The sequence below is a fragment of the Empedobacter sp. UBA5036 genome (assembly GCF_002415215.1).
Taxonomy (GTDB): domain Bacteria; phylum Bacteroidota; class Bacteroidia; order Flavobacteriales; family Weeksellaceae; genus Empedobacter; species Empedobacter falsenii_B.
This window is the reverse complement of record NZ_DICC01000016.1, coordinates 1-11,891: the sequence shown is the minus strand read 5'-3', so window position 1 is coordinate 11,891 and position 11,891 is coordinate 1. Positions and strand designations below refer to the sequence as shown.

Annotated in this window: 15 protein-coding genes; 6 read left to right on the top strand and 9 right to left on the bottom strand. The window is 29.6% G+C overall.

From position 1 onward, the window contains the following. The first annotated feature begins 165 nt into the window (after nt 1-165). On the top strand, nt 166-486 hold the full coding sequence (locus B4J88_RS01620; protein ID WP_291066027.1) for a potassium transporter TrkG: 321 nt from the start codon (nt 166-168) through the stop codon (nt 484-486). Here B4J88_RS01620 and B4J88_RS01615 read toward each other — a convergent pair. Further along, nucleotides 483-1,457 carry a glycosyltransferase family protein gene (locus B4J88_RS01615; RefSeq protein ID WP_291066024.1) on the bottom strand — a complete coding sequence of 325 codons (975 nt, stop codon included), beginning with the start codon at nt 1,455-1,457 and terminating at the stop codon, nt 483-485. The two genes, B4J88_RS01620 and B4J88_RS01615, sit on opposite strands and share 4 nt — an antisense overlap. Beyond that, nucleotides 1,458-2,282: a UDP-2,3-diacylglucosamine diphosphatase gene (locus B4J88_RS01610; protein ID WP_038335849.1), complete on the bottom strand. Its 825-nt coding sequence runs from the start codon at nt 2,280-2,282 to the stop codon at nt 1,458-1,460. Nucleotides 2,283-2,374: 92 nt separating this feature from the next. Between B4J88_RS01610 and B4J88_RS01605 the strand changes: the two genes are divergently transcribed. Further along, nucleotides 2,375-2,587 (top strand): hypothetical protein, encoded by a 213-nt coding sequence (locus B4J88_RS01605; protein WP_180906652.1) that lies wholly within the window; start codon nt 2,375-2,377, stop codon nt 2,585-2,587. Between the two features lie 58 nt (nt 2,588-2,645). On the opposite strand, the gene B4J88_RS01600 is transcribed toward B4J88_RS01605, so the two are convergent. The 3 genes from B4J88_RS01600 to lpdA form a co-directional block, all read right to left on the bottom strand. After that, nucleotides 2,646-3,191, bottom strand: coding sequence for a T9SS type A sorting domain-containing protein (locus B4J88_RS01600; RefSeq protein ID WP_286494925.1), 546 nt, complete (start codon nt 3,189-3,191; stop codon nt 2,646-2,648). Between the two features lie 150 nt (nt 3,192-3,341). Continuing rightward, entirely contained in the window at nt 3,342-3,491 is a 150-nt protein-coding gene (locus B4J88_RS01595) for a hypothetical protein (RefSeq protein WP_280038151.1), read from the bottom strand. A 138-nt stretch (nt 3,492-3,629) separates the two neighbouring features. Continuing rightward, nucleotides 3,630-5,021, bottom strand: coding sequence for a dihydrolipoyl dehydrogenase (gene lpdA, locus B4J88_RS01590; protein WP_291066026.1), 1,392 nt, complete (start codon nt 5,019-5,021; stop codon nt 3,630-3,632). 90 nt (nt 5,022-5,111) lie between these two features. Between lpdA and B4J88_RS01585 the strand changes: the two genes are divergently transcribed. After that, complete coding sequence (locus B4J88_RS01585; protein WP_219033995.1) at nt 5,112-5,459, top strand: hypothetical protein; 348 nt, start codon at nt 5,112-5,114, stop codon at nt 5,457-5,459. 33 nt (nt 5,460-5,492) lie between these two features. On the opposite strand, the gene B4J88_RS01580 is transcribed toward B4J88_RS01585, so the two are convergent. Further along, nucleotides 5,493-6,497 carry a hypothetical protein gene (locus B4J88_RS01580; protein WP_291066022.1) on the bottom strand — a complete coding sequence of 335 codons (1,005 nt, stop codon included), beginning with the start codon at nt 6,495-6,497 and terminating at the stop codon, nt 5,493-5,495. Between the two features lie 131 nt (nt 6,498-6,628). On the opposite strand from B4J88_RS01580, the gene B4J88_RS01575 reads away from it, so the two are divergent. Then, nucleotides 6,629-7,441 (top strand): WG repeat-containing protein, encoded by an 813-nt coding sequence (locus tag B4J88_RS01575; protein ID WP_291066020.1) that lies wholly within the window; start codon nt 6,629-6,631, stop codon nt 7,439-7,441. A 35-nt stretch (nt 7,442-7,476) separates the two neighbouring features. Here the strand turns inward: B4J88_RS01575 and B4J88_RS01570 are convergent, their stop codons facing one another. The 3 genes from B4J88_RS01570 to prmC form a co-directional block, all read right to left on the bottom strand. After that, entirely contained in the window at nt 7,477-8,043 is a 567-nt protein-coding gene (locus B4J88_RS01570; RefSeq protein ID WP_280049688.1) for a GNAT family N-acetyltransferase, read from the bottom strand. 53 nt (nt 8,044-8,096) lie between these two features. Further along, entirely contained in the window at nt 8,097-8,624 is a 528-nt protein-coding gene (locus B4J88_RS01565) for a hypothetical protein (protein ID WP_221857126.1), read from the bottom strand. A gap of 122 nt (nt 8,625-8,746) precedes the next feature. Then, nucleotides 8,747-9,571, bottom strand: a complete 825-nt coding sequence (prmC, locus tag B4J88_RS01560) for a peptide chain release factor N(5)-glutamine methyltransferase (protein ID WP_125350425.1) — start codon at nt 9,569-9,571, stop codon at nt 8,747-8,749. Nucleotides 9,572-9,663: 92 nt separating this feature from the next. Here prmC and B4J88_RS01555 point away from each other — a divergent pair, with 92 nt between their 5' ends. Both B4J88_RS01555 and B4J88_RS01550 read left to right on the top strand, forming a co-directional pair. After that, the gene (locus B4J88_RS01555) at nt 9,664-9,996 is read left to right on the top strand and encodes a DUF3060 domain-containing protein (RefSeq protein WP_160279610.1); all 333 of its coding nucleotides are present in this window, start codon (nt 9,664-9,666) and stop codon (nt 9,994-9,996) included. 186 nt (nt 9,997-10,182) lie between these two features. Next, nucleotides 10,183-11,643, top strand: a complete 1,461-nt coding sequence (locus tag B4J88_RS01550; protein ID WP_291066018.1) for a discoidin domain-containing protein — start codon at nt 10,183-10,185, stop codon at nt 11,641-11,643. Nucleotides 11,644-11,891: the final 248 nt, after the last annotated feature.

Sequence of the window (11,891 nt, the reverse complement as noted above, 5' to 3'; positions counted from 1 at the left end):
AATGGGTTTAATTATTCCAGGTTCACTGTAAATTTCATTGACTGTTTTGACTTTGTTTTGTTCTGCTAAAATCTTGACAATTTGAACTTCTGTTAAATTGCTCTGTTTCATCGTTATCTCTAAGTTAATAAACTATATTTTTAAACTGTCTGGTTTTTAGGTAAGATTACAATCCAATCTATTGTTTTCCACGTCATGGCATTCTTTGTCATGTTTATGTTTACATGGATTGTGAGTTCTATTTTGTTTGCGCTTTTGAATTATGGTATAACAATGAGTTTCCAAGATATTTTGGCCTCTTTAACATTAACTGCTTCCACTTTAGGAAACGTAGGTCCGGGAATTGGCGAATTTGGTCCGGGTACTTCAATGAATTCTTTAACGGATAGTGCAAAATTATTATGTTGTTTTTTAATGGTTTTGGGACGATTAGAGCTTTATACAATCTTAATTTTATTTACGCCTGCTTTCTGGAAAAATAATTAATGGGATGCTTCTAAAATTACTTTCTGAATGATTTCTTCGGTTTGATCTGGGAAATCTTTCTCAATAATTTTATTCGAATCCACCCAACGTTGCAATTGTGTTACATTCAAATCATATGAATAATCAACGCCAATCATTTTTAAAGCTTCGCAATTACATAATTGTTCGTATTGACCTTTAATCGGAATCACAAAAAGCTTCTTTTTAAGATAAATACTTTCGGCAGGCAATTCGAAACCAGCACCGCACAAAACTCCTTTACAATTTTCTAAAGTTCTAGTAAAAAGACGTTCATCAATTGGATAAATTTGAACATTAAATTGACGCGTAACATCTTTCACAAAAGGTGAAAAAACTTTCCATTTTGAATCTTTAATCAGTGATAATTTCTCCATAATTTCTGTTGGATGAAAACTTGGTAAATACACCAAATAGTAATCTTTTCGTTTTGGACGCAATGCTCTAATTTTATCTCGAATGATTGGTAAAAAAATAGCATCATTATATTCTTCGAAATGAAAACCGTAATACTTAGAAGTTGGTGCGTAATATTTTAAAATCGTTTCGCCCGTTTTATTTTTCACTGTTGGTGTTTCATCAAATAAAAATGAAGCTTGATGACTCAAACCAACAATATTTATCTTTTTCTTTCGAGCTGCATGTGCCGTAATTGGCTCAAAATCATTAATAATTAAATCATATTTTTCAATTGGAAAATGATTCACTTCATTCCAAAAAGATTTAAAACTATTCTCCTTAAAAATTCGTTTATACGAAACTTTCCCAAGCTGATTATAAAACAACGACAAGCCATTGTGATGTTTAAATTGATAATTTTCGAGTTGTAATTGTGAATTAGAACCACTCACAAAAACATTCAAATCTCCATATTCTTCAAGGATTGGTAACATTTTTTGCGCACGAGCCAAATGTCCATTTCCTGTTCCTTGCAAAGCGTATAAAATTTTCATTTATTTTTTATTGAGAATTGAAACAATCAGTTCATCTAACGAATAATTGAACTCGATTTCTTCTAAATTTTGCATCAAAGTATGTTTATGTTCTTCAAAATAAAACACTGACCAATTTCCGTCTACACATTCTAAAGCAGATAAATTCTCAATCCAATCCCCCGAATTCATATAAACACAAATTCCTTTATCCGTTTTTACTTTTCGCAATTGTGGTTGATGAATATGTCCACAAACTACATAATCATATTCATTTTCGATCGCTAATTCGGCAGCAGTTTGTTCAAAATCATTGATATGCTTCACCGCTTTTTTCACTGAATTTTTAATCTTTTGAGATAACGAATAACGTTCTCTTCCAAAAAACTCTAAACATTTATTGATAAAATAATTCAACTGAATTAATTTATCATAACCCCAACCACCTAATTTCGCAATCCATTTCGAATGTTGAATCGATGCATCAAACACATCTCCATGAAAAATCCAAGCGACTTTATCATTTTGTTTCAACATATATTTATCCGTTAAAAGAATATTTCCAAAACGCATTGTGGTAAATTTACGTAACAATTCGTCATGATTTCCTGTTATATAAACGATTGGAATTCCTTGTTCTGAAAGATTTAACAAATAACTAATAATTTGAAGATGCGTTTCTGGGAAATAACTTTTCTTAAAATTCCAAATATCCACAATATCACCATTGAGAATAATTTTTTTTGGATTGATTGACTGTAGATAAGCTAACAGCTCTTGTGCTTTGCAACCAAAAGTTCCTAAATGCACATCCGAAATAACAACAACATCAAGATTACGCTTCATTGATTTTTATTTAAATTTCGAAATCAAATATTACTTAAACGTTTTTTTAATCTTATGAAATCTTTATAAATTTGAGTCTAAATTGTAAAGTTATGAGCGAATTGAAATTCAAAACAAATATAAATTGTGACAGCTGTATCAAATCTGTAAAACCTTTTTTGGACGAAGCTGTAGGTAAAGACAATTGGAAAGTTGATACTTCTGATGAACGAAAAGTACTGACTGTGACAACAACCGAAGATGAAGAAGAAGTTGTAGAAGCTGTGACAGATGCAGGTTTTAAGATTCAGAAATTAGAAGAATAAATAAAAGCGATTCAGTAAACTGAATCGCTTTTTTGTTAGATTAACAATATATTCTTTCTTATTTTTTTACTACTTTTTGAGTAGAAGATTTTCCGTTAGAAGTAGTTTTAACTACATACGTCCCTTTAACTAATGAAGAAACATCTACATTTTGAACACCTTTAACTTCGAAAGATTTTACCAATTGTCCGTTAATATTGTAAACTTCTACAATTGTTTTATCTTTTACATTGAAAGAAGCTGTATTTGTCCATAATGTATTAGAAACTGCTTTAGTTAATGTTAAATTATCTGTACTCAAATTTGTACAAACATTTGCAGCCGTTTGTCCATTTCTAGGAGCAGCAGCAGCTACGTCAAAATCATTCTTATTATCATTTGTATCTTGACATCCTTTTAACTTTCTTTGAGCAGAATCAGTATTAGATAAAGCCGCAGTAGGACCAGATCCTTCATATTCATTAGACGTTCCAAAACCTACAAAATCAACGATATCTTTATCTGTTACATCAGTTATTGGATCAACATTAGATACAAGTGCTACTTTACCGTTCATGGCTCCTAATGCAAGAGCTGTAGCAGGAATTTGGTCTGGAGTTGGCAATGCATCTGTTCCACTATTACCTTTAGCTTGTTGAATTAAATAATATTTACCTGGCTGAATTGTAATATCTGCTAATACTTGTGTATTAGCTGCACTAACATTACCTGTAGCAGAAGCATATTGAAGTGAATGACCTTTTAATGTAACAGCTTAAGAGCCTCTATTAAACAACTCAATAAAATCATGCGTATATTTTGCGCCCGAATTTCCTCCTCCACCATAAACTTGACTAATCACAACTTGTCCAAATGATAAAGAAGATAATGCAGTAATTACTACTAAAGAATAAAATTTTTTCATATTATATCTGTTTTTAAATTATTATTATAAAGATAGTTAAAAAACAAATTCAATATACATAACGCAAAAAATTAACGATTTGGTAAAATAAAAAAGCAGCCAAAAGGCTGCTTCAACTATAAATTTTAAATTTATTTCTTAGATATGAATTGCATGTCCATATGCATCTTCTACCGCTTCCATAATAGCTTCTGCCATTGTAGGGTGCGCGTGAACAGATTTCATAATTTCATGTGCAGTAGTTTCTAATTTACGGGCTACAACTGCTTCTGCAATCATTTCAGTAACTCCATCACCAATCATGTGACATCCTAACCATTCACCATATTTCGCATCAAAAACTACTTTTACAAAACCATCAGCAGCTCCGTTTGCAACAGCTTTACCGTTTGCAGAGAATGGGAATTTTCCTACTTTTACTTCGTATCCAGCTTCTTTAGCTTTTGCTTCTGTTAATCCTACAGATGCAATTTCTGGAGAACAATAAGTACAACCTGGGATGTTTCCGTAGTCGATTGGTTCTACTTTTTCACCAGCAATATGCTCAACACATAAAATACCTTGTGCAGATGCTAAGTGAGCTAAATCTGCTCCTTTTACAACATCACCAATTGCATAATATCCTTTTACAGATGTTTCACAAAAATCATTGATAACTATTTTACCTCTTTCAGTTGCAATACCAACTTCTTCAAGACCAATATTTTCTGTATTTGGAACAACTCCTGCTGCTGATAAAACAACTTCAGCTTCGATGATTTCTTCACCTTTAGCAGTTTTAATTGTTGCTTTTACTAAATCTCCAGTTGTATCAACTCCTGTAACTTCTGCATTTGTTAAGATATTGATTCCAGATTTTTTAAGAGATAGTTGTAATTGTTTCGAAATATCTTCATCTTCAACATTTACAATGCGTGGTAAAAACTCTACAATTGTCACTTTTGTTCCTAATGTATTGTAGAAATGAGCAAACTCAACTCCAATCGCTCCAGAACCTACAACAATCATTGATTTTGGTTGCTTTTCCATTGCTAATGCACCACGGTAACCAATTACTTTTTTACCATCTTGTGGTAATGCAGGTAATTCGCGAGAACGTGCACCTGTTGCAATAATTATATTTTCTGAAGATAATTCACTAACAGAACCATCTGCTGCAGTAACTTTTACTTTTTTTCCTGGTAAAACTTTTGCTTCACCTTGAATTACTTCAATTTTGTTCTTCTTCATTAAGAATTGAACACCTTTACTCATACGATCCGCCACTCCTCTACTACGAGAAACAACATTTCCAAATTCGAATGAAATATCTGAAGGTAAGTTAATTCCAAAATCTTCTGCATGATTTAAGTATTTGAATACTTGAGCAGATTTTAATAAAGCTTTTGTAGGAATACATCCCCAGTTAAGGCAGATTCCACCTAATTCAGCTTTTTCTACGATTGCTACTTTTTTACCTAATTGTGCTGCTCTAATTGCTGCAACGTATCCTCCAGGACCACTTCCAATAACTATAATGTCGTAACTCATTTTTTCCATAATTTGAATGCTAATTTAATAATTATAACCCGAAAAAAAAGGAATTCCTTAAAATAGATTAAAATTTCTTACTTTTGCACTGTGAAAATATTCTTTGAAAATTACGCTGACGACTTACAGGTCGAAACTGAATTACCTTTAGAAGGTAGTTTATCACAAGCTATTGAGATTTTTCATAACCTACCTGATTATGACGGAAGTTATATTGGTTTGATGAATCAAGATGGGAATACTGTTCAGATTTCGAAATATGATCGATTTTTATTTTTAGTAGAAATCCCTGTTTACCAAGAACAAGCTTCATATTCAGTATTATTTACTTATTTTCAAGTAATGCAATTATTAGAAGATTTATACAAAGGATTTGATCCTTATAACATAAAAGGATTGAAATTTGAACAGTATTTAACAAAAAAAGCAACGAAATAATCGTTGCTTTTTTATTTTTATATTATTTAGATTTTACTGCCAAATATATTTCTCACCTAAACTTAACGTTGATTTCATCACATATTTTCCTTCCTCATTTTTTTCAGTTAATACTAAAATAGGATAATATTCACCTGCGGGAACCAATTTTGTGATATTTGTAGTAAAATTTAGCTTTTCAATTTTAGTAAAAGCAGAAATTGGTGAAACATCTAGATTTAGAAGTTCAAATCCATCTATTTCTTTAATTCCTGTTATATTTTGATTTGAAAAATATACCATTAATTTTAAGTCATTTGTAGGTTTATAATCTAAATTCTGTATAGAATTATCAACTCCACCAATTGTAACCATCAACGAATTGAAATCAATTTCTAATTTCCAACCTCCAACTAATTTTAGTTTTTTATTTACATTCGCTATGTTCAAAGAACTTTCTACAGGTGTATATATATCAGATAAAGTAGCGTCTATATTCTTTGTAGAAGCTAAAGTATTAGCATCTGTAACCTGAGGTAATTCTACATTCTTTACAACTTTATCAATTAAAATATTATTAGATTCTAAAGAAATTTTACTACTCAAAACTTTATAATTCAAAATAGAACCTGATTCTTTTTCTTTCAATAACAAAACTGGTGTATAATCTCCTTGTGCTAATGTTTGAAGATCTGAAGCTTTAAAAGTAACAATAACGTTATTGAAACTTGTTCCATTTCCTTCTAACTGCCCTAATTGTGCGTTTGTATTGATTTTATTCGGTAAATTATATAAATCTACAGATGTTTTTGATGGAGCAAAATATAAATCAAGAAATAAAGTCTGACTTGTTTTGTTTGAATAATTTGTCAATTTTCCTCCAGATATTTTATAGTTAGATGTATTTCCATCATTCGAAATTTTCCATACTCCTTGAAAAGAATAGTCTTTATTTATCGTAGTCGGTAAATTAATAATGTTTATACCATTTTGTTGAGCTGTAACAAAACTACTCATTATAATAGTTGCAGTAAAAAATAATTTAGTAAAAATATTCATAGGTTATATTTTAAGCTTTCCTATAAAAGTAAGAATTTAATTTACAAAAAGTGTTTAAAATTGGATATTTTAAAATTTATATACAAACTATTAATTTTTGATTAATTAATTTTACGTCGAATTATAGAATTATGACTAAAATATCACCAAAAGATACAGACCAGTTTGACAATTTTGTTCACAAAGAAACAACAACATTTGAAGATTTAACTGTTTTCGATCGCAACAATTTGGCACCAATATCTATTGATAATCAATTTGGTTTAATAGATAAAGAAGGAAATGTAATTATTCCTTTTCAATATCAAAAACTTGTGCTCACAACTGTTAATGCCTATAGCGCGCAAAAGGAGAATAAGTGGGGTATTATCACAAAATCTAACCAGATTTTGATTCCGTTCGAATATGATTTAACAAGTGATTTTATTGAAAATATTTGTGCTGTAAAAAAAGATGGAAAATGGGGTTTTATTGATTTATTAAATCAAGTTGTGATCCCATTCGAATATGATGGTTGTACAGATTTTAGAGCTGGTTTAGCTGGAGTTGAAAAAGATGGAAAATGGGGAATGATTGATAAAAACAATCAGTTAATTATAGATTATCAATACGAATATTTAACGCCAGTCGATCAAAATTTTGCCACTTTTGGAGAAGCTACTTCACTAAAAATTGAGCGTCCAGATATATTAGCTTATTTTCCATATTTCTTATCAAAAGAGAATTATTTGATGCATTTTGGTGTAATTTCAACCAAAAACGAACAAATTTTAGGTCCAATTTCTGAATTACCAATTTTAGAAAGTTTCGAGAATCAAGCTGTTATTCGTCAAAATTATCAATTAGGTTACTTAAAAAATGGAAAAGATTTTGTGAAATTTGAACAATTTACAATCGATCCGTACGAAGAAAAAATCTTAATACAATTAGGAGTAATGAAATAAAAAAAGAGCTTTTCTCAAAGCTCTTTTTTTATTATCTATTGTTTTGGTTTATACTGCATATGTTCATGATTTTCGCTCATCAACATTTTTTCCCCAACCACTTCAAAACCTTTTCTTTCGTACAATTTCTTTGCATTCGGGTTTGTAAAATCGACCAATAAACCTAAAGTTTTGCCTTGCTTATTTCCTATTCCATCAATCAAATAATCCAATATTTTAGAACCTATTCCTTTTCCTCTAAAATCTTCAGAAACTGCAATTGTGTCAATATATATTTCACCTGCTTGTGTTTCATCTTGCGGATGAATAATTTGGTTATAATCATTTTTCAATAATTCTAGAACTGGTTTTCGAAGTTCTTCTAATTTTCCTCCATCATAAAAAGTTGTTGTTCCAGCAAATTGATTATCATATTCTACAACAACTGTATTTTGATAACTATATTGATTTTCTTCTTGTTCAATTAATTTTTTCAAGAATAAAACTCCTTCTTCATAATCTGTTTTTCCAATAAAATCATAAACGATTTTATCCATCGCTAACATCATCAATCTTGCAATTGATAACGCATCTGTCTTTGTTGCTTCTCTAAAATTTAACATAAAAAATAGCCTTGAGATTTCTCAAGGCTAAGTTAGCAATAATTATTTTGAAATTATTTCGCTTTTAATTTATCTAACGTATTGTTATATCCTTCTTTTGCTTTTTCTCCAGCTTCTTTCGCTTCTGCTTTCACATCTTTTGCAGCTGCATTGATATCAGCTTTTGCATCTTTTGCAACAGTTTTAATATCTTCTTTTGCTTGATTAGCTTTTGCATCTACTTTATCTACAGTATTATTCACTCCATCTTTTACATCTTGCGCAGCATTATTTACAGCAGCTTTTGCATCAATCCACGCTTTATTAGCATCGTCATAAGCTTTTTGTGCAGCTTCTGTTGCAGCTTTATCACCTTTCGCTTTTGCTTCATCTAAAGCTTTTTTTGCTTCGTCTACTTTCGCTTTTGCATCAGTTTCTGATAATGTAGTTGTTGTAGTTGTCGTTTCTTTGATAACAGCCGTAGAATCATTAGCTAATGAATCTACAGTTACATTAGTTTCAGTTGTTTTTGAAGTTTCTTGTTTACAAGAAGTAGCAAATGATAATGAAGCAACTGCCACTAATACAAATAATTTTTTCATAGTTGTTTATTTAATTGTTTTAATAATAGAATCAATTCTAACAATTTTAATACCAAATTGCGAACGATTATTGAATTAAAATTAAATCTTTTCAGAAAATAAAACAAGATTCTTATAGATAATTATTGATTAGAAGCACTTAGCATACGATCATTTCCAGAAATATCTTTATGAATGATTACATTTTGATAAAATTTTTGAAATAATTGTTTTGTCTCTTTTCCTAAATATTGATTGATTTCACAATAAATTTTACCATTCTCTTTCAAATGATTTTTAGCAAAATCTATTACTCGTTCATAAAAAATTAAAGCATCATCATTTTCAACAAAAAGCGCCAAATGAGGTTCAAAATTCAAAACATTTTGATGCATTTCTTTTTTTTCAAGATTTCGGATATAAGGTGGATTTGAAATAATTACATCAAATTTATGGTTTAATTGAATGTCTTCCAGTAAATTATTGTGATAAAAATTTATATTAACTTTTAAATTTTCAGCATTTGATTGTGCTATTTTCAATGCATTTTCAGAAATATCTAATGCTGAAACATTTGCATTTGGAAATAATTTTGCCAACGAAATAGGAATACATCCTGTTCCTGTTCCTAAATCAATCATAGAAATATCTTGATTTTGAGCATAATCATTTCTAATTAATTCAACCAATTCTTCCGTTTCTGGACGAGGAATTAATGTATGTTCATTCACAAAAAAGAAATCGTTATAGAAAAAAGCTTTTCCAGTAATATGTTGTATCGGTTGACCTTTTTTTAATTGTTCTAAATCTGATAAAATTTCAGTCGTTAATTCAATTTCATCTCGGCTAGATAAATCAAGATTCAACTTATCTTCTACATAAATCATGAAAATATGAGAAGCTTCTTCTTTATCATATAGTAATTGCAATTTATCTAAAAACAATTGTTTTAGCTCAACTAAAGTCATTCTGTTAAATTTTTGTAAAGTTAGATTTTATTAATTGAAAGTGCACGATTCTTGATTTCTAAAAAGTAACCAAAAAATAAATCACAATGAAAATGAATAAATTATTATGTGCTGTTACGATGTTATTTATTAGTCACCTTTCTTTTGCACAGATAGAAATTGATGGAAATAATAAAAAACTAACGTTAGATTGTAAGGGACAAAAAGTAGAAGTTGGTGGAAGTGGACATGTGATCAATTTGAAAGGAGATTGTACTAAAGTTGAGATCATGGGAACAAATAATACAATATCTGTTAATGGATTAACTTCTGCTGAATTAGCTGGCGAAGGAAATACATTATATTATCGTAAAGCTTTATCTAAAAATGGTAAATTACCTCAAATAATTGAGGGAAACAACAATACAATTATCAAAAAGCAGTAAAAATCTTTTCATTTATTATGTCTTTAATAGTTAGAATCTCTTTCTTAATTGTATTATTAAAGAAAGGGATTCTTTATTTCTTAACATTTCCTTATTTTTTTTTCAAATTGGTTCCTAGCTGATTATAAATAAAATGTATTAATTAACTTGTCTAAACAACAAAATATCAATTAACACAAATTATTTATGAAAAAAAATTACTTCCTACTAAGTATGATTTTACTTGGTATAGATTCTTTTGCGCAGGAATACAAAATGCCCGTTTCTAGTGTTACTTCTAAACAAGAGGCACAAAGTGGTAATGAAGCTACTTTTAGCGCAGATGGTATATTAACGACAATGTACCATTCTAAATGGAATCAAAATGGAATCCCAGATCAATTAGATTTTAGTTTCAACAGTCAAGTTAAATCTATAAAATCCCTTGCCTATTTTCCAAGGCAAACAGGTACTAATGGAATTTGGACAAATGTTGAAATTTTATATTCAACTAAAGGTGATCCAACAAATTTCAAAACAGCGACTACGAGTGCTATAACATGGGCTGGAGATTCTACATCTAAAAAATTTGATTTTGATAAAGAAATTATCAATCCAGCAGTCATTAGAATAAAAGTGAATGCTGCTCTAGGAAATTTCTCGAGTGCTGCGGAATTTGAGTTTTACTCGTCTGATCAAATTACTCCAATAGCTTCGGAGTGTGTAATACAAACAAATGAGTTCTCAAACTATAAGGATATGAAAGTTTCTCCATTAGTTACAGGTTCGTCAGCATCAAGTTTTCAAACAGGGGAAAACATAGAGCAATCATTTGATGGAGATTACAATACGCTTTATCATTCTAACTACAATTCTACTGAAAAAACTTTCCCTATTTCATTAATTTATGCTTTTGATGGAAACACACCATTAGATTATATGATCTATTATCCAAGAAATGATGGTGGAGTAAATGGTTTATTAGGAAAAGTAAAAGTTAGTTACAATACTATAGCTGACCCTACTTATATTGAAATTTCTACACAAGATTTTACGCAAACAAATGATGTAAGAAATATATCTTTTCCATCACAAATAAAACCTTCTTCTATCAAATTAGAAATTTTAGATGGCAAAGGAAATTTTGCAAGTGTTGCCAAGATGGAATTTTATCAAAAAAATTCAAACAAGTTTGATCAGAAAAAGTATTCAACAATTTTTAAAGATGATTTATTCTCAGAATTAAATTCAGGCGTAAATCAACAAACAATTGATGGAATTACTACATCTCCTTTTGTTAAATCTTTAGCACAATGTTTATTAGATAATAAATACAAAAAAATAGATCGTGTTAACGAACATAAAGCATATAAAACAATAGCTTCTATCAATAAAGAATACAAAATTGGAAATTACAATGCTTACGAAAATCCAACAGGAATAGTTTTTTCGGAAAAAACAACTAGCGTTATGTTTGTAAGTGGTATTCCTTCTGGTGAAAGTGTATATTTACGTGTTAGAGATTCTGCTAACGAAGCAAATGTAACTGATATCTCCTACCCTTTATCAAATGGAATAAATGCTATTGAAATGAAAAATAATGGATTAGGATATATTTCTTATTATTCTGATTCTAATAATCTACCAAATATAAAATTAAATGTGTAATGTTCTCTAAAAAACGGAACGTTTATAAATATTGTTTATTAACTTAGGGATAATTATGAAACAAAGCAATTTTACAGAAGTTCTGATCGTCAAGATCTTATCAAAACAAAATCAAGGCATAACAGTAAATGAAATTTGTCGTGAACATGGAATAAGTTAACCCACTTTTTATAAATGGAAGAGTAAATATGGCGGAATGGAAGCCAATTAATTAGTTCAATTAAAGGAACTAGAGAAGCAATTATCAC

Coding starts and splice junctions, on each gene's coding strand:
- B4J88_RS01615 (WP_291066024.1), bottom strand. CDS start 1,457: ATGAAAATTTTATACGCTTTGCAAGGAACAGGAAATGGACATTTGGCT.
- B4J88_RS01610 (WP_038335849.1), bottom strand. CDS start 2,282: ATGAAGCGTAATCTTGATGTTGTTGTTATTTCGGATGTGCATTTAGGA.
- B4J88_RS01605 (WP_180906652.1), top strand. CDS start 2,375: ATGAGCGAATTGAAATTCAAAACAAATATAAATTGTGACAGCTGTATC.
- B4J88_RS01595 (WP_280038151.1), bottom strand. CDS start 3,491: ATGAAAAAATTTTATTCTTTAGTAGTAATTACTGCATTATCTTCTTTA.
- lpdA (WP_291066026.1), bottom strand. CDS start 5,021: ATGAGTTACGACATTATAGTTATTGGAAGTGGTCCTGGAGGATACGTT.
- B4J88_RS01580 (WP_291066022.1), bottom strand. CDS start 6,497: ATGAATATTTTTACTAAATTATTTTTTACTGCAACTATTATAATGAGT.
- B4J88_RS01575 (WP_291066020.1), top strand. CDS start 6,629: ATGACTAAAATATCACCAAAAGATACAGACCAGTTTGACAATTTTGTT.
- B4J88_RS01570 (WP_280049688.1), bottom strand. CDS start 8,043: ATGTTAAATTTTAGAGAAGCAACAAAGACAGATGCGTTATCAATTGCA.
- B4J88_RS01565 (WP_221857126.1), bottom strand. CDS start 8,624: ATGAAAAAATTATTTGTATTAGTGGCAGTTGCTTCATTATCATTTGCT.
- prmC (WP_125350425.1), bottom strand. CDS start 9,571: ATGACTTTAGTTGAGCTAAAACAATTGTTTTTAGATAAATTGCAATTA.
- B4J88_RS01555 (WP_160279610.1), top strand. CDS start 9,664: ATGAATAAATTATTATGTGCTGTTACGATGTTATTTATTAGTCACCTT.
- B4J88_RS01550 (WP_291066018.1), top strand. CDS start 10,183: ATGAAAAAAAATTACTTCCTACTAAGTATGATTTTACTTGGTATAGAT.